Genomic DNA, 25,894 nt, shown 5'->3' on the forward strand with positions numbered 1-25,894 from the left:
TACCAATCGGAACGGTAGATTTCAAAACGCCGATAGCGTTGTCGTTAGAAATTTCCGTCTCGTTAAGGCAAACGTTAACCCCTCTTTGGGGTACTCGATTCGGTGCTTGGGGGGCGGATTTGTTTTTTCCGCTACAAAAGGGGGGCTATTGGTCAGGCGCCAGGACCCATGCGTGAATAATTCGGTGTAAGAGGCTTAGATTACGTTCGGATTGTGTAAATTAATTATGTCTTTCGGGCCGAGATAAGGCGATGTAGGATATGAACGGACAGTGTTTTCTCTTGCGTATTTTTTTGAGAGGCATTCCGTTTCTGAGGATTTTTCGGATGGTCTAAGGGGCTTTTGCCGGGACTTTTGTTGGTGTGTGCTGTTGGCGTGCCCGATTCTTTTGCTTTGAAGAATTATATTTTTCGTCTTGGTTTTAAATTAAGGCGCACCCATTTATACCATACATATAACCATTCAGCATGAGAAGATTTTTACTGACAATTTTAGCGCTGACGTTTTTTAGCGCTGGCTATTCGGCCGAGATTAATTTTACCACAGCCACTTTTACCGTGGAGGCGCTCGAAGCGATTCCTTCAGGCAGTACGGTGCTTTTTGAGCCAGGAGTTTACAAAATGAACGAAGCTCTACGCAACGCGTGGCAAGGAACCAAAAGGCACAGAATTACCTACAAACGAAAAGGGGACAAAGGCGAGGTGATTTTTGACGCTGGCGAAATGGAAGGCCTTTTGGGTTTGCAGTTTAGATATATGGAAGAGTTGGTGTTCAGGGATTTGGTGTTCGAGAACATTAAGTTCGGTCTGTACGGATGTAAGAAATCGACCATTGACCGGGTCACCGTAAGGGAAAACAAAGTGACCGCCGACGGAATCGTGGCCTTGCTCCGTTGCGATCATTGCGTAATCAGCAATTGTGAAATAATCCTCAGCGACAAAGCCGAAAACGGTCGGGGAATAGCCGTGTGGAACGGGGATTATAACAAAATACTAAACAACACCATCCGCGGAAGGCTTCGAGGAGCGGTAAAAACCTGGACCAGCCAAAACGGCGACGACCGCAGTATGAACCTGTTGATTCAGGGCGGACATTATACCCGGGAAACCACGGAAGGCTCCGAAGACCACGGCATCTACACTCACGATTGTACAACAGTGGTGATCGACGGCGTGACTATCAGCGGATTTTCGGATTCCAGCGCAGGCGGATCTATCAAGTTGAAAAACGATGACAATATAGAAGTGAAAAACTGTGTGTTCAGCACTTCGGGAATTCTTTTGAGAATAGAAAGCCAAACTTGGTTTCACTTGGAAAACCTCTGGATACACGATAATTTGTTTATCGACGGAAGCGTGGGCTCTTGGACTCCGGATTTGGCGCCAGAGGGGATTGTGATTGAGAATAACCGCTTCCTGAAAGGCAGTGTGGGGATCGCCCGAAACGCAACGGCCGAGAATTTTAACAAATACAGCGCACTGGCAAAGAAAAACGGCGGTATATATCGCAATGAGATAGCGAAGGCGATCAGCGCCCCCGAGGGAACGAATGTTTGTGGGAACTTTATGCGGACAACAGCCGTGGACGATGATGCTCCGCTGACCAATATCGCTTTGGGAAAACCGGCGAGACAGTCCAACGACTTAACCGAGCAGAGCGTAGCCGGATTGGCCGTGGACGGCAATACCGAAGCGGGACAAGAAGCCAATTTGGCGAGAACCCATCCCGGAGAGAAACGCTATTGGCAGGTGAACCTTGGCGGCGTGGCGGAGATCCACAGCATTAAGATTTGGGCAGGCACCGAAGACCTCAATAATTTTGACGTTTTGGTGTCGAGAGATTTTATGGGACCGAAAGGAAACGGCAAAGATTACGGCAAAGAGGCCTGCGTGGTGAAGCGTTTTAAGGCGGGTACGGTAGGGGAAATGTACGAGCTTGAGTTCGAAAGTCCGGTGTTCGGGAAATATGTGCGCATTGCGCGTAGGGGCGAGGATGATGCGCTGGATTTGGCCGAAGTGGAAGTGATGGGTAAGATGCTGACCGAGGAAGATCCTTCGAGCGATCCGGCGCATGTGCCAGAACAAGCTCCGGAACCGGAGGAGCCTGAAACGTTAGCGATCACAGACCCGAATGAGATAAGCATAAGTCCTAATCCGGTTGCGGATCGTTTACATGTCGTGGCGAAATCGGAGATAAAGCGAGTGGAGCTGATCAATTTATCGGGTAAGGTGATTAATGTGTTTGAAGCCCCGGGGAGGGAGGTGGAATTGTACCTGAAGGGTTTAGGCAAAGGGTTGTACTTTGTCCTAGTTAGTACTCATGATGGGAATGTTATTCGTAACAGGTTAGTTAAGCGGTGATTTGTTTGATCTTTCCTTGAAAGAAACTCTTGAGTTCGAAGTGTAATTTGTTTGCACTAAAACAGCTTGGTAGATTTTTCGCCAGGCTGTTTTGTTTTAACATACCCGTTATCCGCGTTTTTGCAAAGAGGGACTTAAATACCCTCTCATTAGCTTAATCAGCAAAAAAGATTTGGTATGTTGCTTTTAACCTTCGAACTTAACGGTACTTCCGTGTGGTTTATATTTGGCTTAGGCGCTTTCGATATTCATTTTTTGTCATGCACTGAAGACCATTTTTATAAAGGGAAAATAAGGACCCGAGTGTTTATCATGAATAAGTTTAAAATTTAAAACAGTCATTTTATATGTGTTCTTGTTTTCATTTTGTTAAATGAATTGTCTTGATGAGTGAGATAAACCAGCCTTATAGAGGTTTCAATTGAATTTTTTTCAAGAATAAAGGGTGAATCATTCTAGAAAAGCGAGATTATGCTACTCTGGTATAGGCCGAATGAATGCGTATGATGACTTTTATTTTAATACACCGTTGGCTAAATTGCTTTGCGGGCCATGACAGGGAGAAGAGCGTTATGTGAGTTTTTTGAAAGGCCGTTATGTGTTTTTTGTGTTTGTGAAGCAAGTCTATGTATAACGATGATTATTACCTCCATCAACTGAAGAAAGGGAGCCTGTCAGCGTTGGACGTGTTGTTCAGGCGATATAGGGATGATTTGCTTCGTTTTGCCTTTTATTTGGCGAAAGACCCGGAAATGGCTGAGGATATAGTTCAGGACGTGTTTGTCAATTTATGGGAAAACAGGCGTAATTTGGCTAGCCGGAAAAGCTTGAAGCCCTACCTGATCCGGATTGTATCTAACGGATATATGGATTTGTGCCGTAAGGGCAAAATCAGGGAAAAGTTTTGTACGCATTACCGTCAGAATTTTGACGGAGTGTCGTACGAAAATACGGAATCCAAAGTCAGGTTCAACGAGCTGAACACACAAGTACAGTCGGTGCTGGAAGAGCTGTCTCCGCAACAGCGGAAAGTGTTCGTAAAGATTAAATTGGAAGGCATGCGCCATAGGGAAGTGGCGGAGGAGATGGGAGTTTCGATCAAGACAGTAGAGGGACACTTGACCCTTGCGCAACGAAAAATGCGGTCCGAACTCAAAGATTACGCTTTAAAATTAGCGATGTCTATGTTGTTGATTTCCTAGTGGTTATCGTTGTTTGTGCGCTCGTTGTAAATATTTTTTTAATTTTTTTCAAAGAACCCCAAGGGTAAAAAGCCCCGAAACCGTATGGTGTTCTGAAAATGAGTCGGATTTATATGGAACATGCGATAAAACTTTTGGCTGAGAGTTATCTGGAAGGTGAAAATCTTTCTCCCTCGGATTTGCAAAAGTTGCATGGCTGGATTAACGCTAACGAAGAAAACGAGGCTCTTTTCGCTGAAATGGTGAGTGCCAGGTCGGAGAAAATGGAAAAACCGTTTCCGGCGCTTTCGGAAGAGGCTTCCATACGGGCGGTTCACGACCAGATAGGACAGTTGAAATCGAGGAGAATCCAGATGTGGTGGGATGTAGGCGTGGCCGCGGCAATCGCCGTCTTATTTGTGTTTATATTGAACGGTGGACCCGCTGGTGGGCCGTCGCAACGTATAGCTATGACTGATGAAGAGGAAGTTGTCAAACTTACTTTGTCTGATGGTACGGTGATGCTGTTGGAAGAGGAAAGTGACAGCTTGGGACAGTCCGAAGGTAACGGTTTTGTAAGGACAAGAGAGAAGAGCGGACTGGCCTATCAGAAGAAGGGATTCCAAAGTATAAAGGAAAAATATAATACGGTTAAAGTGCCTTCCGGTAAGCGTTTTTCTATCACGCTTTCGGATGGAACAATTGTAACATTGAATTCCGAGACGGAATTGCGTTACCCTGTGGTGTTCAAGGGAATGGAGCGGAATATAGAACTTTTGAGTGGAGAGATCTATTGTGATGTGGCTAAAAATAAAGATAAACCGTTTTATGTAAATTCGGATAGGTTAAGGCTTCGGGTGTTGGGGACAAGCTTTAATTTTAGCGCTTACAAAAATGAAAATAGGAATAGGACCGTGCTGGTCGAAGGACGTGTAGCCATAATGCCCAGAAGTAAGTTTTTTGATTTGAAAAAAGCTGTGGCACTCGAGCCCGGACAATCGATGGTATATGATAAAACTACCAAAAAGGTGGTCATGGAGACGGTGGATGTCGGGGTGTATACATCATGGAAGGACGGGAAACTAATATTCCAAGATGTGCCTTTGGTGGAGATACTCCCCAGGCTTAGCCGTTGGTATGGCAGGCCAATAGAGGACCGTACCGGGCGAATTTCCAGTCAGGGTTATAGCGGTATTTTGGACAAAGAAAGTTTTGATGAGGCTATTTTGGGCTTGTCAAAGCTATGCAGTTTCCAGTATCGTTATGATGGTGAAAAAGTAATTGTTGAATAACAGGGTCGAAGACGGCATGTCTTTTTATAAAGGGAAATCGAGGATTTAGATGTGAGTATTGCGGTAGAAAAACTAAACGGAAAGGGGGAATATGGATTAGAAGAACCTACAATAAAAAGTGAAGAACGGAAGACGGTTTAGCGGACCGCCTCCCGAACATTTTTCTTATCAACTCAAATTTTTAATACTTCAAAGATATGAATCTTTTTTATAAAATTACCTTCGCCCTACGGCGGAAGGCTGGAATTATATTGCCTTTGGTAATCTTGTGTGCGTCGGTGGTTAATGCCACTGCGGACAACGTTGTGCGATTAGAATTCAAAAACGCCAAGCTTGAGATGATCTTGGCGGAAATAGGAAAACAGACGAGCAAGAAGATTTTTTTCAAAAACGGTGATCTGGATCCCTATGAGGAAGTGACGATCAAAGGGGATTATGGTTTGGATGAAGCTTTGCGCCAAGCGCTAAAGACTTCGGACTTGGAGTTTGAAGTCCTCAACAGCATGATTGTTATTAAGCGGAAAGAGGCTGTTCCCGAAAAAACTATTGTCCCAATTCCGGTCCAAGACGAAAAAAATACGATTACAGGGCGCGTGGTTTCGGATACTGACGAGGGATTGCCCGGTGTAAACGTCTTTATCAAAGGCACCAGTCAAGGCACGGCAACTGATCTTGAGGGAAACTTTACGATCAAAGCGCCTAAAAGCGCCATTCTGGTTTTCCAATCTATAGGGTTTAAGCCTTTTGAGGTGCTTGTGGGCAACCAGAGCCGGATAGATGTCAAGTTAGTCCCGGATACCCAACAACTCAACGAAGTGGTGGTAACGGCATTCGGTTTGGAAAGGGAAACAAAATCGTTGGGTTATTCCGTTCAGGAGATCAAGGCCGAAGGCATGGCCGAAGTGAGGTCTGAGAACATGATGAACTCCCTTTCGGGTAAAGTGGCCGGTCTGAATATCGGAGAGACTTCGGGAGATATAGGCGGAGGCGTGCGCGTGAATATTCGCGGTAATACTTCCCTACAGGGAAAGAATTCGCCACTATGGATCATCGACGGCGTACCGGTAAATGCTTCGGGGTCGGACCAAGACAAGATGGGGTCCAACGTATGGGGTAACAATGAGGGGGCAAATGCGCTTATTGACCTTAACCCGGACGATATCGAGAATATCTCAGTGCTGAAAGGGCCAAACGCGGCGGCGCTTTACGGTGCTCGCGGAGCGAACGGCGTGATCCTCGTGACTACTAAAGGGGCCAAAGCCACGGACGGCATGAAGATCGAGTACAACGCCAATATGCAGTTTGTGGATCCGTATGAGTTTTTCGATTTCCAGAATACTTACGGCCAAGGCAGTGCTGGCAATTACAGCGAGCTTAGCCTTACGAGCTGGGGCCCGAAAATGGAAGGCCAGATGGTGGAGAGTTGGAGAGATCCCGGAGTGATGATTCCGCTTTCGCCTCATAACCAGGCCGAGGATTTCTACGAAATCGGTCATTCGTTCACCAACTCGTTGGTATTGAGTTCCGGTAACGAGAAAAACAGCGTTCGTATATCGGTGATGGATTCTGACAACGAAGGCGTGACGCCTGAATATCGCTTGCACAAGAACAGCGTCAATCTGAACTTCAAGCAGACCAGAGGGAAGCTGAACCTTTCCTATAAGGCGTCTTACATGCGCTTCAAAACCCAGAATAAAAGAGGTACTGGCTTTAGTGGTGACATGATGTCATTTATCGGTATGCCGAGGAGTATCCGCACGGAGGACCTTGAGCGTAGCGAGGACGAAAACGGTTACCGGATGTACATAAACCCGTACCACGGTGCCAATGACCCGTATTTCAGAACAAGCAAAGGCAGTTCTGTGAGAAACCGCTTCCTCGGTTTGGTGAATGCCGACTACAAGTTTAATGACTGGCTTACGGCGAGGGTGCGCGTCAGTACGGATATGAGCCATACGTCCGGGGAAAACCGTTCGCGCCCGGTAAACGCCGACCAGTATAAATATATGAAATTCGGTAGCAGAAACAGGTCGTCCAAAAAATCTAATATCTACAATGCAGATGCCCTGATTACCGCAAAGAAGGATATCAGTGAGTTTCAGTTGAGCGCCAGTCTTGGCTCTTCTATTTTCCATCAGACTTGGGATGAGTTCAATGCGAGAGAAACGCATATGATGGAGGCCGAGCGCCGGGTATTGGGCCTGGGCGAAACGGCTTCGGTTGGCGAAAAAGCTTCTGCGAAAGAGATTCAGTCGCTTTTCGCCTTCGGGCAGGTTGGCTATCGCAACTATCTTTTCTTGGACTTGACAGCCAGAAATGATTGGTCTTCGGCTTTGCCAAACGCTTATGACGAGGGATACTTCTACTGGTCGGCAAGCTCGAGTCTTTCGGTAAGCGACTTTTTGGAAGATATAGGAACTGATCTGCCTACATGGCTTACATATGCCAAGTTACGGGCTTCTTATGCCACCACCGGTAACGACACTGGAGCCGGAGGTACTCGTGCGGATTCGCCACACACCGGATTTCAGGTGAAGCAGAAAGGGATGAAGATGGTGAAAGGAATGTACACTACAGACAAAAGCATTCCTATCGATCCCGAGCGTACCGTGTCAAAAGAGGTTGGCTTTGATTTGAGAATGTTCGAAAACCGTTTGGGCTTGGACTTCACGTGGTATTCGAAATCCACCGATAACCAGATCGGTTATTCGCCTAGAGGAATGACCTCGGGTTACACGCGGCAATTGGTTAACGGTAGTGAAGTTCGTAACCGTGGTATCGAAATCAGCTTACAAACTCGCCCTGTAGTGATCAATGACTTCACTTGGGATTTGGATTTAAATTTTTCCAAAAACCGCAACGAGATCGTCAACTTCAAGGGAATGGACTCGCAAAACGGTTTTAAAAAGATTTGGGGCCATGATAACCTAAGGATCTACGCTGTCGAAGGCGGTGATTTGGGCGAACTGTATGGGCGAACTTTCAAGTATAATGACGACGGTTTATTGATCGTGGACAACAAAGGCCTGCCCAAAACCAACGGTCAGCTAGACCCCCAAAAAGAGGGCGCCACGCATTTTGGCAGTATCAATCCGGACTGGATCGGTTCTGTGTCGAACAGGTTCTCCTATAAGGGATTTTATTTGAACGCTTTGGTCAATATCAAGAGTGGCGGGCTTGTTTATTCTTATACCGAGTCCCATGCCGCCCGCGACGGTGTCAGCAAACTCACGTTGTCTGGCCGTGAGGAGAAGTTTTTGGTTAACGGTGTAGTGGAAGTAAAAGACGCCGACGGGAACAAAAGTTACGAACCCAATACGGTCAAAGTCAGTGCGCAGGAATATTGGTCGCGCGTAGCGAATAACGGACGTAAAGCCGTGGTGGATCCTTTCCTGCATGACGGTTCTTACGTTCAGCTTAAGGAATTGGCGTTGGGGTATAATTTCCCGAAAAAAATCTTGGGCAAGACACCGTTCGAAGCTTTGAGACTGTCGTTTGTGGCCACCAATGTGGGATTCTTCTCCAAAGACGCCCCCGGAAATCCGTTCGGTTTTTCAAGCTCCCTGGTAGGGCAGGCTATAGAGGTGGCGGGCATGCCGATGACCCGTACGTACGGATTTAACCTTAACGTGAAATTTTAAAGACTGACCGATGAAAAGATATTTTTTGATGATAATGGCGGGATTGCTTCTCGGTTTTCCGTCATGTACAGGTGATTTTGAGGAAATTGACACAAGCGAAACAAATCCCCTTAGCGGCCCGCTTCCTTCGTATTTTCTGATGATGCTGAACAAAGGGGCTTCCGGCGATTACCAAAGGAAACAGCACCTTTATGAGAATATGTATTGCCAGTACTTTTCGGACACGAAGCATGGCGGTGACCGTTACGTGTCTCAGGAAGGGTGGCACGCGGCCCTTTGGCGAGACTGTTACCTTGATTTGATCCCGGCTTCGCGATTGATTCTGGAATCGACCACTGAGGCTCAGATGAATATGAAAGCGCAGGTGATTATCTGGAGGGCCTGGATTCTGCTTCGTATTACGGATGCTTATGGCAGTATTCCCTACTTTGTTCCCTTGGCAGGAACTTCGGCGTCGGAATATGATTTCAATACTCCTTACGACACGCAGAAAGAGATCTATTATGATCTTTTCGAACAGCTCAAGGAAGCTGAAAAGATGATCGACGATTCAAACGTGATGCCCGTAAACACTTTCACGGATGCGGATGTGATCTACGGGGGAGACATGGCGAAATGGAAAAAGTTTTCGGCTTCGTTACGCCTGAGAATGGCCATGCAGATTTCCAAAGTGGATCCCGACAAGGCGAAAGCGGAAGGCGAATCTGCTTTGAGCTCGCCAATTATAGGTAGCAATGCCGACAACGCTATGCTCGCTCAGGATTTCAACTTCGGATTGCGGCACCCGATGCCCTCCATGAAAAGCTGGAGAGAGGCGATGATGAGCGAACCGATGGAAAAAGTTCTTGAAGAGACGGCCGAGATTGTTGACCCGAGGCAACGTTGGTTTTATGATCCCGCCGAGTCTGACGGAGGGTACAACGGTTTGACGGTCGGGCTTACCCGGTCAGAGCAAGACGGAATGGGCGATCGTAAGAAAATCTTTTCGAACTTCGGTCCTTGGTTCGATAATGATAAAGCGATGGATCTCTTCGTATACTCGGAGATCTGTTTCCTCAAGGCGGAAGCCGCCATGCTTAAATGGGCCGGCGCCGGCGATATGACCGAAAATTATAATGAGGGAGTCAAGGCTTCTTTCGAACATATCAATAATACCGCTACGGCCGAAGCCAAAAAGAATGTGGGCGAAATCAGCGAGGAAGAAATGGAGAAATACCTGAACAGTCCTAACGTCAGCCTTGAGGGAGGGGAGCACTTGCGAAAAATCTCGACGCAGAAATGGTTGGCCGTATTCCCTGACGGTTGCGTGGGTTGGGCCAGTTTCCGCCGTACCGGTTTCCCTTCCGAGCTAACCCCTCCGGCTAATGTTTCTCCTGACTGTGATGTTCCTTTGGGTAAATTCATCCTTAGGATAAAATACTTGGAGCAGGAACATGATAACAACGGCGATAACGTAACACAGGCTTTGGACGGTAAACCTGATTCCAATATGACCCCCGTTTGGTGGGACGTTGACTAACGCCGGATATTTTAAGCTGGTTATTCTTTATGAAATGCTAACTCCCGTGGGCAGTGCCTGTAAAAGGGAGGGCCTGCGTTAAACTTTTAATGTTTGACATTCGTGACCGCTCAATTCCAAAGGGATAAAATCTATACGTAATCATTTGGCCAAGTTTGAATTGTATAGCCCAAGGTTTTTGAGACGGCCACGTCTTGAGGAGGGAATGTTCCGGGCTGGGGCACCCCTTCTCTTTTCCCTTCATCAAAACAACACCTTTAAAGCGTCGGCAAGTTAGTGGTCCGACGCCAATTTCTAACCCAAATATTTTTGTTCACTATGCAAAAGTCTACACGCATTTTATGCGCTGCACTGGCATTCCTATGCTTTTGCTGTTGCGATTTGACATCCGGGTACGCCCAAGCGGATCTCCCCGAGATTCCGGCGTTTTCCTTTAAACCGACAGCGTCGGATTATATCGGGAATTGGTCTCCTGGATCGGCCGATTCCGAGGAGTTTCTTATTTCCAGAGTGCCTTTGGCCGAGCGCTTTGAGTTTAAGGCGTCTCAGGTAAACCCAAACATTCCGCATAAGAAAAAGATGGACAACTGGGTGATCATGACGCCTTACGCCCGTAACTCTCCCGGCATCGACGCCAATGCGCCGTATTTTTGGCAGTATCAGGATACTTGGTATTATTGGAATGGAGGAGACGCCAGAGTGCACATCCCTCCGGCGTCGAACATTGATGCCGGCCACCGCAACGGCGTGAAGGTTTTGGGCGGTTGTACTTTCGCTGATCCTACCAACCCCAATAGTAGCGTCTTCAGGGAAATGATCGCCAAAAATACGGATGGTACGTACAAACATGCCCAGAAATTGGTGGATATGGCCGAACACTACGGCTTCGACGGTTACGCCTTCAACATAGAGGTGACAAATTATCCTAGTAATGTGGCGGTACAGACACGCGGACTCTTTCAAGAGATGAACCGAATCGCCGAAGAGAAAGGTATGGAGGTCTTCGAACTGGTTTACTATTACGTACACTACAATTCCGGTGGCCGAAATTTTTGGATTAAGAAAGTAGATTCTGGCAATGACAAATGGTTGGAGGAAAATGGAAAAACAACCTTCGACCGGGCTTTCCTTAATTATGAATGGGATGCCAATAGCTTGCAGAGTAGCGCCAATTTTGTCAAGAACAACTTCCCCGCCGGTAAAAACGATCCTTACGACCGGGTATTTGCCGGACTGAATATGCCGGCGGTTTTCCGTGGTGACGCCAGGCATCCGTGGAAAGACCTTAACAATAATCCCACTTCAATCGCCATGTGGGGAGAATCGTCTTGGAACGACCGCTGGGGTCATACAGCGGTAGCCAGAATGGACAATTACCGTGACAGGGCCATGGATCTTTGGTCTGGACCCAACCGGACCCCGAGTCAACCAGGCACGCCGATAAACTCTTCCGGAAAAACGAAACGAGTGGCGGGAATGGCGTCCCATGTTACGGCAAAGTCGGTGATTGCGTCGTATCCGCTAGCTACGACATTCAATGACGGTTTCGGTTTGTTTTTCAATAAAAAAGGCGAGCAGGTGAGCGACAAAGCTTGGAATAATGTCAGTATTCAGGACATTGTACCTACTTGGCGCTGGTGGTGGAGCGAAGGCGGAGCGTCGCTTGAGGCCGGAATGGATTTCTCCGAGGCTTATGATGCCGGCGGTTCTTTGGCGGTAGAAGGAAGCCTGGGATCGGGCAATAATCTTTTACGGTTGTTCAAAACCAAATTGGCGATAAGTGGCCAAACACGCCTGAGCCTTACCTATAAAGTGGATGGAGCTTCGCAAGGGCAAGCTTCCAATTTAGAGCTGGCGTTGGCTTTTGAAAACGGGGAGAGCCTGTCAGGTTTCACATTTCATCCGGCGGGAGCCACCCAAACGGAAGGTTGGAATACGGTGGAGTTTGACCTTGCGCAACACAGTGGCCAAACTTTGGCGGTCATAGGCTTGAATTTCAAGGGACAAGCCAGCGGTTACAAAATCAATCTGGGAGGCCTTTGCCTTACGGATGGGTCTGAAACCATTCCGTCGATGGCTACTGGAGTGAATGTAGACGCCGTAACTATGGTTGGCCGTAAGATGTCAGGACGCTTGACATGGGATATCCAAGGCAGTCCGCGTTATAATGTTGACGGCAATGTCAAGTATTTTGAAGTGTTCCAAGTTTGCGACGCGGTGGCCGATACGGTGTTTGTAGGACGTTCCGTCGCTCGTGCGATTGCGTTTGAGAATATCAAAAGAAGTGCGGGAAATGGTAATGTTCGTTTTCTGGTGCAGTCAGTGGGGCTCGATGGCAAAACACGGAGCGCTTTCGCCGATAACGGGACGCCGGTGGCTATCCAGCCCAAAGCCTCTCCGGCTTTTGAAGTGCCAGGGGGCGTAAATCTCAACGAACCTATGTTGGTTACGAATTTGAGCGAGTCGGCAAACACTTACGCATGGACGTTTGAGGACGGACAACCGGCCACGAGTACTTCGGCTAATCCGTCGGGAGTTGTTTTCACATCGCCGGGAGTTAAAACGATAACCCTCACGGTTGAAAATGAGTACGGATCGGAAACGTTGACTAAGACGGTGACCGTGAACGGGGAAAACACCAATCTGGCTCTGGGAAAACCGTCGATAACTTCGTCAGGAGAAGGATCGGGAACATTCGCCGCCTCGAAAGGAAATGACGGTGACGTGACTTCTACGGCCATTCCGGTACGTAATCCGACCGCTTACCTTTTCTGGGAAGTGGACTTGGGAAGCCAAGTGGCTATTGGGGAGATTAAGGCTTGGAATAGGCATAACTGTTGTCAAAGCCGTCTGACTGATTACTATATATTCATTTCGCCTGAACCGTTCAATTCTAGTTATCCTGAAGAAGTCAGAAACCAGCCCGGAGTGTTTGAATACCATGAACCGAGCACTATGGGCAAACCAAGTGTTTATGATTTCAATGGCCAAGCCCCGACAGGTCGCTATATCAGAATTCAGAGGCGCACGACGCAAACGACGGATATGGGAGTGGGAGAAATTGAGGTTTTCGGACAATATATGAACGAAACGGCCCTGTCGCTAAACGCTTCTATGACAATGGCCGATACTGAAATTACCCTTAACGAGACGTCTACTTTAAGCGTGGCGTTCAACCAAGCCGTAACTGGGCTGGACATCGCAGACTTTACCGTGCCTAACGGAAGCCTTTCGGCTCTTTCCAGTACCGATGGCGGAGAGACTTTCACCGCTATTTATACCCCTGATACGGACATTGCAGACAACACAAACGTGATAACGCTTGATTTGGCCGGAGTTGTCGATGAGGAAGGAAATTCGGGCCAAGGCGTGGTGCAAACCGCCAACTTCACGGTCGATACCGAGGAAAATAACGCTGTCGTGAATTTGGCGTTGAACCAATCGACATCACAGTCTTCCACAGGCTGGGGAGGTTTGTCACCCCGTGCCGTGGATGGGAATACAAGCGGTGTTTGGACCCATTGGTCTGTGACGCATACTAAAGCCTACACGAGTCAGCCGTACTGGACTGTAGACTTGGGCGAAGTAGCCGAAATTGATTTCATTAACGTCTACAATCGTTCTGACTGTTGCTCACAACGGTTAAGTAATTTCCATGTTTTGGTTTCGGAACAGCCGTTTACGCAAAGCTCATTGTCGGGAAGTCAGAATCAGGCCGGTGTCATCGATATCTATCACGCAGGGCAGGGAGAATTCCCGAGCGTCCTCCGAATCAACGCCACGGGGCGCTACATTCGCATCCAGCTTGAAGGCAATGTCCATGCCCTCAGTTTGGCTGAGGTGGAAGTCATGGGCCGTTACATAACCGCACCGGCAATGCGTACGTCGGGATTGGTTCAAGAAGACGCCGAGGTAATTCCTTCCGAAATAAACCTCTTCCCGAACCCAGCCAACGATGTGTTAAATGTCGTGGCACCGGAAATGGTAATGCAATTTGCCGTTTACGACGCGAAGGGCAACGAGGTGGTTTCGTTTGATCCGGCTTCGAGAGAGTTTGTGTTGAACGTTGCTGACTATCCGGTTGGGATGTATGTCATCAGAATGGTGACGGAAAGCGGTACGGGAATACAAACGAAATTCCTGAAAAGATAAATAATGTGGAACGGAAGGCTATGGCTGGTTTTCCCGGCCTGGCCTTTTCTTTTTTTACTGTTACAGATCCCCGACAATTTTTTTGTTGGGGATTTTTAGTTAACGCTTCTTCCTTCGAAAAAAGAATCGTTAACCGAACGTGAGCAATCGCAACATTTTAGCCTATTGTTTTGTGTAGCCCAAAATTCTAGTTTTTTTAGTGTGTTCTAGCGGGATGGTAGAGAGGGAGACCGTTTGTCGGTTTCAAATTTACTTTGTTCGGGGTGTTGTCCTTTCCAAAATGGGTTAGAGCGGGTGACTTTAGGGTTTCTAAAGATTTTTAAGTTTTGTTGTTTTATATGGTAAATGCTAACTTAGTAAATGAACCAGAATACAATGCCTGTTTTTGTTTGGGTTATCGTATTTCCGGATATGATACGGAAGTGGTCAGGAAATGGGATTTGGGAGAGGGGGGCTTTTTGCGTAATTCGTTCGGAACGGAAACATTCTTTTTTTGCATACGGAGATCGGTTTGTGAATATACCTTAGCTGTTTTATGGAGGAGATGACAAGGCTAGAGTTTGAGCGAATATACAAGGCTTATTACAGTAGGCTTTGCGCTTACGCTTATCGGCTTGTGCATAATTATGAGGAAGCCCGAGAGTTGGTGGTTGACGTGTTTATGGATATTTGGGAACGCAAGGTGTCGCTGGATTCGGAGGAACGGGCCAAGGCTTATCTTTTCAGGGCTGTTTTGTACCAAGCGTCCAATTGCCTTAATCGCCGGGACGTTAGGCGCCGTTATATGGACGAAGCGCTTAAAACCGAAACGGTGATGGAGAATAGCGTGGACAGGATTGTGGCTTATAAGGAATTGTACGGCGAGTTGGATAAGGCTGTGGACAAACTCCCCGAACGATGCCGGGAAGTGTTCGAGCTAAGTCGTTTTTCGGGAATGAGCAACGGGCAAATAGCCGAAGAGTTGAAAATCTCGGTAAAGACCGTGGAGGCGCAAATGACCAAAGCGTTGTCGAGGATCAAGGGGCACCTGGCCGGTAAAGGCGTGGAGTTGGTGGGTTTGTTGTTGGCCGGCAAAGTGATCCAAGAAATAGGCCATGAACTTTTTTTTAATTTTTTTTAAAGTCGGCGTAAGGGTAAAAGGACTCTAGCTTTACTAACCTAATGAGAGCATGGAAAAGAGCGAAATCATATTGACCAAATATCTGCAAGGCGAAGCTAATGCGGACGAACGACGCCAAGTGGAACGCTGGGCGAACGAAGACGTGGCCTTTGCGAAAACGCTGGCAGACCGTAAAGCCATTTTGGAGAAAGCCCGGAAAGGTGCGGATGCTTTGGAAAGCGTTTTTGATGCGGTCGAGGGTTGGAGTCTTTTTCAGTCTAGGGAAAATCACAGTAAAGAAAGTTATAGCGTTATACCAAATAGGTCGGGGAAAGTTAAGCTTTTCCGTCTTCCGGCCACATACGCGGCGGTGGCGGCCGTGGCGCTTCTTTGCGTGTTCGTTTACCTAATGTTTAACGACACTCGCTATGCCGATTATGATATGGCGCTAACAGGGCGTTTCGAACTTGTGGACGCCGATGCCCGCGTTCTCAGACTTTCAGAATCAGATGCCCGGTGGGCTAACTGGCCGGGCATGAGCCGAGTGGCTGACACCCTGCGCTACGATGTTGATAATGTTCCTGACGGCGTACACACCGTAAACGTGTCCGAGGGAAATCGTTTGGTCTTGCGTTTGACAGACGGGACGGTTATCTCGCTCAACGGGGGGAGTTCTTTGGCTTATGCGCCCGCATTCGGTTGGGGAGACCGAACGGTATCGCTTAACGGTGAGGCGGTTTTTGAGGTGGCCAAGAACGCTTCCAAACCTTTTGTGGTATTGACTCAAAATGGTGCCGTGGAGGTTCTCGGGACAGTTTTTAACGTTAGGGCCCGTGAAGGCGATGCGGATAGGGCTGTAAGTCTTTTGGAAGGCTCGGTAAGGGTGACTTTGGAAGGTTCTGACGAAGAATACACGCTCAAACCGCATGAGCGTCTTCGCAAAAAGGGCGATACATATGTGTTGGAAGAGGCGGACGTGTCGGAGGATTTCCGTTGGGCTACGCCTGAGTTGAATTTCAATGGCAAGACCTTCGGGCAAATGATTTCCGAAATAGAACGCTACTATGGCGTGGAGGTGGATTGCCGTAACGCTGATTTGTTGTCCTTACGCTTTTCGGGAATATATCGTGACGGAACACTTGAGGATATAATGGCTATTCTGGCTGGTGCGGAAGGGTTCGATTACGAGATTTCCAAAAATGGGAGACTGTTGATTTTGAAGTAGTCGTGGGTAGTAAAGGGTAAAGAGTACAGAAGTAAAGCGTACTGTTACTGTTTTATGTGCGCTGATAATAGAGTGGTGATGTTATAGGCTTCGGAGCTATGCCCGAGCGGTCTATTTATTTGTTACTCTGCTAAAATTGCGTAAAGCGCCGGCTTTCCGGCTTTTGATACTTGCTAGCTAGATATAGGTAACGTTTGGAGTGCCAGATGTTTAATGTGGCTTTACTGTTTGGGTTGCGCCTAATCATAGGTGTGGCCTGCGATAAATATGAGGCGGGGGAATCTCCCCGCAAATAGATTTTTATAATTTAAAACTGTTCTTATGAAGGAACCATTACCGAAGAACAAGATTCTACGCCGAATCTTGGGAGGAACCGCTATGCTCTTTTTTTTGGTGACGCTGTTCGCTGCTGGGCAAGCGCGTTCGGAGACCATCGTGGAAAAAGAGAAGCACACGGTGAACTTTAAGGCCTCGACCTTGAGGCAAGTTTTTGAGTACGTCCGTAAAAATTCGGACATGGACGTTTTTTTCGCCGAGCATAAGGTGGACGTCAACACACGGGTAAATTTCGAAGCCACCGGCATTGATACCAAGGGATTGTTGGAATTGGCTCTGCGAAAGACACCTTACGCATACAAAGTAGTAAATAACCATGTGGTAATCAGCCCCAGAACAGCCGAAAGCGTGGCCCAAGACGGAGCCTTTACCGTATCGGGCACCATTACCGACAAGGAAGGCGAGACCTTGGTGGGCGTAAACGTAATTATTAAAGGAACTACCCAAGGTACCGTAACGGACGTGGACGGTAAGTTTTCGCTCCAAGTGAAAAAGTCGGATGTGCTGTTGATCACTTTCGTAGGCCATAAGCCTCAGGAGCTGAGCGTAGGCAACCGCCAGACTTTTGATATTGTGTTGGAAGAGGACCTCAAAGAGTTGGAGGCCGTTGTGGTTGTGGGTTACGGCGAAGCCAAGCAGATTAACCTTTCCGGTGCCGTGGCAACGGTAAAACCCGAAAAATTAGAAGCCCGTTCCGTCGCCAATGTATCCAGTGCTTTGTCTGGAATGTTACCGGGCGTAAGGATCTCTACGCGTAACGGTGGCCGTGTAGGCGGTGAATCGATTAGTATCCAAGTCCGTGGCCAAGGTTCTATGTCGGCCAACAACAGCCCTATGGTAGTTGTGGATGGAGTGGAATCCAGCCTTAGTGATTTGGATCCTAACGATATTGAGTCTATGTCGGTATTGAAAGATGCGTCGTCATCTGCTATTTACGGCTCGCGTGCTGCAAATGGTGTAATCGTGGTAACTACCAAAAGCGGTAAGGCTGGACAAATGAAAATGGAGTACCATGCCTATGCGGGTTGGCAACAGGCCACAAACGTAGCGGATTACGTTTCTAATTCGGCGGAATATATGGAGATGTTTAACAAGTTCCGTCCCGGCTTGTTTCAGCAAGCGGATATTGATGAGTGGCGAAACGCTGACCCAAATGACCTTGCCCACCCGAACGTGGATTGGATGGATGAGCAAGTAGGACGTAGCGCCTTGATGCAGAGTCACAACTTCGCGTTCAGCGGCGGTTCGGACGTTACCCGTTACCGCTTCTCTTTGAGCTACTTGGATCAAGAAGGACTTTCTCCTGGCAATGAACAACAGCGTTACACTTTCCGCACAAATGTGGAAACCAACATGACTCCGAATCTGATCGTAGGAGCTAACGCTTTCCTGCGTTGGAGGGAAGTGACCCCGGGGATGTCAGATGGAATCAATTATGGGTTAGCGCCTATGATATCGAACCAACAATTGCCGGACGGTACGTGGTTGGGGAGTCAGAACTCAACGCTTGGTAGCGCCACTAATCCCTATGCCACGGTGGCGGGCCGGGAAAACACAAAACTTCGCCGTAGTATGCGGGCCGATATTTTTGTGAATTGGGAAGCCTTGCCGGGCTTAAGGCTCCAAACACGTAACGTGATCGATTATAATAATAACTTCCAGCGTCAGTTCTACCCCTTGTATGAGACGTATAACATAAGGGAACTTGACCCTGAAGGCAATCCTAAACTGGATGCTGACCGTATTAAGCGTTCGTCGACAAACGAGCATAAGCAGGATTACAAATTGAGCCACTTTGCTACAGCTACTTACACCAAGTCGTTAGGCAAACATAATTTTAGTGTGTTGGCGGGTCATGAGATCGAAGTTTATCGTTGGGAGAACTTGAAAGGTAAAAAAGACGTATTCGCCAGCGATGATGTCGACGCTATCGGTTACGGTCTTCAGGACCCTTCTGTATCTGGCGATATCTATGAGGCCAATATGGAGTCCTATTTCGGGAGTTTGGATTATAATTTTTCCGAAAAATATCTTTTCAAAGCTTCGATGAGAGCGGATGCTTCATCCCGTTTTAGGGAAGGAAAACGCTGGGGTTATTTCCCATCGTTATCAGCTGGCTGGAGGATATCGGAAGAGGCGTTTATGCAGGATCTGTCTTTCGTTAACAACTTGAAGATCCGCGGTTCTTGGGGTGTGTTGGGTAATCAGAGAATTAACACGTCGGGAGGTTCCAGAGGTAGTTATTATCCATACCAAGATTTGTACAACAAAAGCCCGTACGTATTCGGCGGAAACATTCACCCGGGCCAGTCAGTGACCCGCTTGGTGGATAGCGATATCAGCTGGGAATCGACGGAGATGGTCAACTTGGCGATTGATGCCACACTTTTCAGAACATTCAATATTACTGCTGAAGTGTTCCAGAAGAGGACTTACGATATTATCACCAAGTTGCAGGTGCCTACTTTCCTTGGTGCAAAAGATTCCCCTTATACAAATCTGGCCGAGATGACCAATCGTGGCCTTGAGTTGAATCTTTCGTACGAAGGCCAAGTTGGGGAATTGCGTTACCAAGTGGGAGCCAACGGAACTTACATAGAAAACGAGGTGACTGGATACAATGTCGATTTGGAAACCAGTAATATCCGTGTAGGAGAGCCTTACGGCTTTATCCGTGGCTATGAGTCGCGCATTATCCGTACACAAGAGCAACTGGACAATGCCGTGGAAAGTGGACTTCAGATAGGGGATTTGGAGCGAATTGACCAATTGACCGTGGATACTGACGGTGATGGGGTTATGGATGCCGGCGATGGAAAGATCAACCACGAAGACCAAATGAAACTGCATTCTGGTCGACCGACGTGGACATATGGCGGTAACGTTAACCTTTTCTATAAAAACTTCGAGTTGAACCTGCTGTTCCAAGGCGTTACCGGAATGAAAGGTTCATGGGTTTCGCAACCAAACGCCCAGTTCCCTGTGGATGACCGCGGTTTGGTACATGAGATGTGGCGCGACGCCACCGACGAGGACAATCCTAACGGAGAGTGGCCGCGGTTGAACAAGAGACGAAAAACCCAGAACCTCTATCACACCAGCTCCTTCTGGATCCGGGACCTGTCATACTTCAGGCTCAAAAACCTGATGGTAGCATACAATATTCCGAAAGATGTGATTTCGAAAATCGGGTTTAGCAAGGCCAAAGTTTATTTCACTTCGGAGAACCTGTTCACCGCGTCAGATTATTTCTCAGAGCTAGGTTTTGACCCTGAGACTCGTAATTCGGGCGGTATTCCGAACACAACCACCTATATGTTGGGCGTAAAAGTTCAGTTCTAATTTTTTATAGCGAAGAATATGAAAAAGATAATATACGCAGGGCTTGCGCTTTCCTTTTCGCTTTTGTTCACTTCATGTGGCGACGATTTCTTGGACAAGCAACCCCACGACAATATAGCCAGTACCACTTTCTGGAAAACGCCGGCGCAAGCCGAGGAAGGGTTGGCCGGAGTTTACGATGCCCTTCAAAGTCCCAAAAGGGAATTGGGCTGGGGGACATTCCCGTTCTTTGACGGCCTCACAATTTTGAGCGACTCGCGGGATGGAAAGTTCAACGAGGTAGCGCGTGGCTACCATACGCCGACTTCGGGCTTTGTAGGCCAGCTGTGGAAACAGTCTTACCGGGGCGTAGTGCGAGCGAACGAGGTGCTTACCCGAGTGGATGACGTTCCTTTTTCGGACGAAAGCCAGAAAACCAGGATTAAGGCGGAAGCCCGTTACTTGCGTTCCATGTTCTATTTCCATTTGGCGGATAATTATGGAGGTGTGGCCTTGTTCGAGCACGTCCCGACATTGGATGACATTACCGTGCCTCGTTCTTCTGTTGACGAAGTGATCGCGTTGATGATCGAAGACTTGGATTTCGCTATCCAGTATTTGCCGGTCAAAGCGCATCAGGTTGGGCGAGCGACCAAAGGCGCGGCCTACACGATGAAGGCGAAGGTGGCGATGCTCAAAAAAGATTGGGCTACAGCCGAAGCCGCCACCGCTGAGGTGATGAAGTTGGATTACGCTTTGGAATCTGATTATAAGAGGATCTTTGCCTTGGATAATGAGAACAATGGAGAGGTGATCTTCGATATCCAGTACATTGGTGGTGAAGACGGCGAAGGAAACGTTGTGGAAAAGTTGCTGGGTAACAGGGCGATGGGCGTTAGTGGCTGGTCGTGGATGGTGCCTTCTTTTAACTTGGTTGAGTATTATGAGGTCATAGATGAAAACCCTACGTACGAAGTGTACGCTCCGTTGGTTCCTGAGAAGTTTTATACAATGCTCGAAGGCAGAGACCCGCGTATGGACGCCACAATTCTGCGTCCGGGCGCTACTTTCCTGAACAAAGTGGGGGAGGAGACCGTCTACCCGAATATTCCGGCCTATACTCACTCCGAGTCAGGATTGCATATCCGTAAGAATGTTATTGAAGGTGGTCCAGACTTAACGTTGCCGGAGAAGGGGCCGTTGAACTTGATCCTGTTACGTTACGCTGACGTATTGTTGATGCATCTGGAGGCAAAAGCCAACCAAGGCGGAATCGCTTCCGTGGATCAAGCGACATTGGACGCCACAATCAATAAAATCAGAAAACGCGCGTCGGACAAACTTCCGCTTTATACCGCCGGTGATATTGAGATGGAAGACGTGTACAAAGAATATATCCGCGAGTTGGCAATGGAAGGTTGGATGTATTCCAACTTCAAACGTTGGAAATGGCTGGAAAAAGCGCACGGTATGACTACCAAAGATGTCCAAAAGGTAGGCGATGGCATTGATTTTATCGAGGATAACCCCGTCCGAGAATTCGAAGCGCCAAAAGACTATTTGTTTCCGATTCCAGCCTCGGAGATCGAGAAATCGAACGGCTGGGCGCAAAACCCCGGTTGGTAACCTAGGAAGCCACTGATTTCTGAAGAGAGATCGGCCTTTTGACAACTGAAGAATAAATTTTTTAAATGGCCGGTGTAGTCCGGCCATTTTTTTCCGTGTCAGAAACTCTTCTGACCGATTGTAAACATCACAACCCCAATTCTTATGAAAAGACACTTTACGCTGAAGCGGTCATTGCTAATGGCCGTCTTGTTTGTCGTGGTCGTAGGCTTCGGCTCGCGTTTGCGGGCGCAGAATGCCTATCCGAAGATCAAAACCGTCTCGTTCCGGTCCAACGACGCCGACTTTATTGCCAATTGGAGCCCGGGGAGCTTGGAGCATGAGAAATACATGATCTCCCGTGTGCCTTTGGCCGACCGGTTCAAGTTTTCCGCTTCGCAAGCGAACCCCTCTATTCCCCATGCCCGGCAAATGGGTGTTTGGGCCGGTACCAGCGACAAGATTCGCCAGAGCGAGGAATTCGACCAACCGAATCCGTATTTCTGGCAGTATCTGAACTTTTGGGCTTACTGGAACGGAGGGGACACCCGCGTTTATATTCCTTCGGCCTCTTATATCGAGGCTGGTCACCGCAATGGCGTGAAAGTTTTGGGCGGTTGTACTTTCGCCGACCCTACAAGTCCGAACAACAGTACTTTTCGGGAAATGATCGCCAAAAACTCTGACGAAAGCTACAAGCACGCCCGTAAGTTGGTGGAGATCGCGGAGCATTACGGTTTTGACGGTTATGCCTTTAATATAGAAGTGACGGGTTACCCCTCGGATGTGGCGCGCCAGACCCGTGGCTTTTTTCAGGAAGTCAGTCGCATCGCCGACGAAAATGGCTTGGACAACTTCGAGCTGACGTACTATTACGTGCATTACGATAACGGAAATAGGAATTTCTGGATCAAGCAGATCGATTCCAGTAACGACACTTGGTTGGAAGAAAACGGAAAGACTACTTTTAGCCAAGCTTTCCTGAATTATGAGTGGAACGCCAGTTCGCTCAATACTTCGGCTAATTTTGTCAGAAATAATTTCCCTGCGGGCAAAAACGATCCGTACGAAAGGGTTTTCGCCGGGTTGAACATGCCTTCGGTTATCGCCGACAATAATACGCACCCTTGGAGAGATCTTCTGAACTCTCCCACATCGATAGCGATGTGGCTGACCGGACCGAGAAACAACGGCGCCACTCCGGAGGAGAAAAAAGACATTTACTACGCTTTTATCAACGATATGTGGAGCGGTCCGGACGTGGATCCTAGCCGTCCGGGATCGCCTTTGTCGGGTAGCGGAAAGACCTTGCGCGTGGCCGGTATGGCTGCGTATCTGGCGGCGAAATCCACTATCGACGAATTTCCTTTCGTGACCAGCTTTAACGAAGGTTGCGGTACTTTCTTCGCCAAAGACGGTGAGCGCCAGACGGAAGGCTATTGGTCGAACTTGGCCTTGCAGGATATCGTTCCTACTTGGCGCTGGTGGTGGGCCGAGGGAGGCCAGAACGTAAAAGCCTCGATCGATTTCAAGGAAGCTTACGATGGCGGTAGCTCGCTTTTGCTGGAAGGAAACCCGGGTTCTTCTGACAATGTGTTGCGTATTTTCAAAACAAAACTCAACATCAGCGCTGCTTCGCAAGTAAGCGTGACCTATAAAGTGGACGGCGCTTCCGCCGGCGACGCTTCGGGCTTGGAAGTGGCTTTGGTTTTCGAAAACGGAAACGGCTTGGGAGCTACGGTAAAACTTCCTTTGGGACAAGTGGAAAATGAAGGTTGGAATACCAAGACGCTGGACCTTTCGGCTTACGCCGGAAGTGCGCTGGCCGTATTGGGCCTGAACGTTACGGGCGTTTCGAATTATCGCGCCCATATCGGTGGCCTGTCGCTTACCGATACTCCCGTCGCTACGCCAGACGCGCCTACAAGCGTGGAGGCTTCCGTGGCGATGACCGGCAGATTCCTGTCGGGGGAAATCACTTGGGACCTTCTGGGCTCGCCGAGATATAACAAAGACGCTGGCGTGGCCTATTTCGACGTTTACCAAATCAGCGACCAGCCTCGCGATTCCGTATTTGTGGGTCGTTCGCTTTCTCGCGCCATTGTTTTGAAAAACGTGAAAAGAACGGAAGGCGAAGGCGATATGCGTTTCAGGGTAGTTGCCGTGGGCGAAGACCGCAAGACTACCAGCCTCTCGGAAAGCGGATCCGTAGCTTATGACCCAACTCCTTGGGCCGAGTTTGATATGAACGTAAAGGTGAATCTAGACGAAAGCCTGTTCGCTTCAAGTGTGGCGGATTACGCGAACACTTACGCTTGGACCTTCGAAGACGGCACTCCAGCCACAAGCGCTTCCCAAACTCCGGGCAACGTGACCTTCGCCACGCCGGGCGTGAAGAAGGTAACCCTTACTGTTTCCAACGACAACGGCTCCTACACCATCGAAACGGACGTGACGGTGGCGGACCAAAGCGTAAATCTTGCGCTGAACCAACCGAGTTATCGCTCAAGCGTAGACGACCACGGTGGTCCCGAGCGTGGCAACGACGGCAAAAATTCGACTATGTTCTGCGGGCGCGACAGTTACAAAACACCGAACCAACAGCCTTGGTGGGAAGTGGATTTGGGCTCTCAGGTTAATGTCAGCCAAATCAAGGCTTTCAAGCGTTTCAAGGAATCGGAAGCCGGTATCAGCGATTTCCACGTTATGGTATCCAAGACTCCATTTACCTCAAGGGTAAGGGAAGAGGCCGAGGCCGACCCTAACGTCGTGTATAATTATTGGGAAAAAGGACAGATGCAGGCGCCTTCGGTTTATGATCTGTCTTCGCAGAATATCGTTGGGCGTTACGTGCGAGTACAGTATCATGTAAACCGTAGTACGAAGTCGCAGTTAGTGCAGCTGAAATTCGGCGAGCTGGAGGTGTACGGACGTTACGTACCCGAAGACAACGGCCCGAAACCGCTTACGGCCACTCTCAGCCTCGACGACGCTGATTTGCGCCAAGGCAAAACCGCTCTGCTCACGGTTACTTTCTCCGAGGCGGTTACTGGTTTCGAGGCTGGCGATCTTAGTTTCTCAAACGGAACGCTTTCGGCTTTGACGGGTGACGGGACGGTTTATAACGCCGTATTCACCCCGACAGACAATATTCAGGAACTGGAAAACGTAATCACTTTGGACCTTGCCGGCGTACAGAACGCCGAAGGCGAGGCAGGTATCGGGACAGCCGTTTCTCCTAACTTCGTTATCAACACTTTGCCTTTTACCGGGCCGGAAACGCTGAATCTCTCTGCCTTGGCCGACGCTTATACCTACGGTAAAAACCAAGGGACGAATTACGGCACTGAATCCACGGTTTTGGTGAAAGAGGGCGGTTCCATCCATTACGTTCGCCGGGCTTATCTCAAATTCGATTTGGGTCAAATACCGTCAGGCGCTACGATTGAAAGCGCTACGTTGAAGCTCGGGGTAGCGTCTTCGAATAGCTCCGCTTTAAGTACGGCCTTCGAAATACGCAGAGTGACAAACGACAGCTGGACGGAGACTGGCATCACTTGGGGCAATATGCCGGCGCCGTCGGATGTGTTGGCCAGCGTAAACGGACAAGCGGCAGGTAGCGTGTTGAGTGTGGATCTGACAAATAGCCTCACCGATGATTTGGCTGACGGAACGCTCTCGTTGGAGATGCGTTCGAGCGTAAAAGGTTCGCCGTTCCTGAAGCTTTATACCAAAGAGCATACTGACGCCGATTTGCGTCCGGTTTTGGAAGTTACATACACGGGTGGCGTACAACAACGCGTTTCGGGTACCGAAGCCGTTAAGAGTCATGTTCCTGTTTCGGAGACCAAACTGTTCCCGAATCCGGTGGAAGATGTCTTGAATATCCAATCGACAGACGAAATCCTGACTGTAGAAGTGTTTAGCGTTCAGGGGAATTTGCTCAAAACAGTGAAAGGATCTGGCGCTTCAACCAGCGTTAATATGTCCGATTTGCCGAAAGGCGTATACGTCGTGAGCGTAACCGTAGCCGGTCAAGGCGTTGAATTGCGCAGAGTGATGAAGAAGTAAATGTGACGACATAAAAAATTAGATGTGCGAAAGGGCGTCGGCTTAGCCGGCGTCCTTTTTTTTGGTAAAAGTCGATGGACTGATATGGTATA

The 25,894-nt window shown here is 48.5% G+C and carries 11 protein-coding genes; all 11 read left to right on the forward strand.

What is annotated here, in order from left to right:
• Window positions 1–467: 467 nt before the first annotated feature.
• Window positions 468–2,360 (forward strand): T9SS type A sorting domain-containing protein, encoded by a 1,893-nt coding sequence (locus tag AABK39_RS04675; protein ID WP_338393750.1) that lies wholly within the window; start codon window positions 468–470, stop codon window positions 2,358–2,360.
• Window positions 2,361–2,986: 626 nt separating this feature from the next.
• Window positions 2,987–3,562: an RNA polymerase sigma-70 factor gene (locus tag AABK39_RS04680; protein WP_338393751.1), complete on the forward strand. Its 576-nt coding sequence runs from the start codon at window positions 2,987–2,989 to the stop codon at window positions 3,560–3,562.
• Window positions 3,563–3,675: 113 nt separating this feature from the next.
• Entirely contained in the window at window positions 3,676–4,833 is a 1,158-nt protein-coding gene (locus AABK39_RS04685; RefSeq protein ID WP_338393752.1) for a FecR family protein, read from the forward strand.
• Between the two features lie 197 nt (window positions 4,834–5,030).
• The gene (locus AABK39_RS04690; RefSeq protein WP_338393753.1) at window positions 5,031–8,474 is read left to right on the forward strand and encodes a SusC/RagA family TonB-linked outer membrane protein; all 3,444 of its coding nucleotides are present in this window, start codon (window positions 5,031–5,033) and stop codon (window positions 8,472–8,474) included.
• A 10-nt stretch (window positions 8,475–8,484) separates the two neighbouring features.
• Entirely contained in the window at window positions 8,485–9,993 is a 1,509-nt protein-coding gene (locus AABK39_RS04695) for a SusD/RagB family nutrient-binding outer membrane lipoprotein (protein WP_338393754.1), read from the forward strand.
• A gap of 318 nt (window positions 9,994–10,311) precedes the next feature.
• On the forward strand, window positions 10,312–14,145 hold the full coding sequence (locus tag AABK39_RS04700; protein ID WP_338393755.1) for an endo-beta-N-acetylglucosaminidase: 3,834 nt from the start codon (window positions 10,312–10,314) through the stop codon (window positions 14,143–14,145).
• A gap of 535 nt (window positions 14,146–14,680) precedes the next feature.
• Complete coding sequence (locus AABK39_RS04705) at window positions 14,681–15,265, forward strand: RNA polymerase sigma-70 factor (RefSeq protein ID WP_338393756.1); 585 nt, start codon at window positions 14,681–14,683, stop codon at window positions 15,263–15,265.
• A gap of 49 nt (window positions 15,266–15,314) precedes the next feature.
• Complete coding sequence (locus AABK39_RS04710; protein WP_338393757.1) at window positions 15,315–16,469, forward strand: FecR family protein; 1,155 nt, start codon at window positions 15,315–15,317, stop codon at window positions 16,467–16,469.
• Window positions 16,470–16,790: 321 nt separating this feature from the next.
• Entirely contained in the window at window positions 16,791–20,147 is a 3,357-nt protein-coding gene (locus AABK39_RS04715) for a SusC/RagA family TonB-linked outer membrane protein (RefSeq protein WP_338393758.1), read from the forward strand.
• A gap of 18 nt (window positions 20,148–20,165) precedes the next feature.
• Window positions 20,166–21,752: a RagB/SusD family nutrient uptake outer membrane protein gene (locus AABK39_RS04720; RefSeq protein ID WP_338393759.1), complete on the forward strand. Its 1,587-nt coding sequence runs from the start codon at window positions 20,166–20,168 to the stop codon at window positions 21,750–21,752.
• 144 nt (window positions 21,753–21,896) lie between these two features.
• On the forward strand, window positions 21,897–25,802 hold the full coding sequence (locus tag AABK39_RS04725; protein WP_338393760.1) for an endo-beta-N-acetylglucosaminidase: 3,906 nt from the start codon (window positions 21,897–21,899) through the stop codon (window positions 25,800–25,802).
• The last annotated feature ends 92 nt before the right edge of the window (window positions 25,803–25,894 follow it).

Source organism: Fulvitalea axinellae, from assembly GCF_036492835.1.
Lineage (GTDB): Bacteria > Bacteroidota > Bacteroidia > Cytophagales > Cyclobacteriaceae > Fulvitalea > Fulvitalea axinellae.

What these genes read in the sequence shown, in the direction of transcription:
- AABK39_RS04675 (WP_338393750.1), top strand. Translation starts at nt 468, where the DNA reads ATGAGAAGATTTTTACTGACAATTTTAGCGCTGACGTTTTTTAGCGCT.
- AABK39_RS04700 (WP_338393755.1), top strand. Translation starts at nt 10,312, where the DNA reads ATGCAAAAGTCTACACGCATTTTATGCGCTGCACTGGCATTCCTATGC.
- AABK39_RS04705 (WP_338393756.1), top strand. Translation starts at nt 14,681, where the DNA reads ATGGAGGAGATGACAAGGCTAGAGTTTGAGCGAATATACAAGGCTTAT.
- AABK39_RS04695 (WP_338393754.1), top strand. Translation starts at nt 8,485, where the DNA reads ATGAAAAGATATTTTTTGATGATAATGGCGGGATTGCTTCTCGGTTTT.
- AABK39_RS04725 (WP_338393760.1), top strand. Translation starts at nt 21,897, where the DNA reads ATGAAAAGACACTTTACGCTGAAGCGGTCATTGCTAATGGCCGTCTTG.
- AABK39_RS04715 (WP_338393758.1), top strand. Translation starts at nt 16,791, where the DNA reads ATGAAGGAACCATTACCGAAGAACAAGATTCTACGCCGAATCTTGGGA.
- AABK39_RS04680 (WP_338393751.1), top strand. Translation starts at nt 2,987, where the DNA reads ATGTATAACGATGATTATTACCTCCATCAACTGAAGAAAGGGAGCCTG.
- AABK39_RS04685 (WP_338393752.1), top strand. Translation starts at nt 3,676, where the DNA reads ATGGAACATGCGATAAAACTTTTGGCTGAGAGTTATCTGGAAGGTGAA.
- AABK39_RS04720 (WP_338393759.1), top strand. Translation starts at nt 20,166, where the DNA reads ATGAAAAAGATAATATACGCAGGGCTTGCGCTTTCCTTTTCGCTTTTG.
- AABK39_RS04690 (WP_338393753.1), top strand. Translation starts at nt 5,031, where the DNA reads ATGAATCTTTTTTATAAAATTACCTTCGCCCTACGGCGGAAGGCTGGA.
- AABK39_RS04710 (WP_338393757.1), top strand. Translation starts at nt 15,315, where the DNA reads ATGGAAAAGAGCGAAATCATATTGACCAAATATCTGCAAGGCGAAGCT.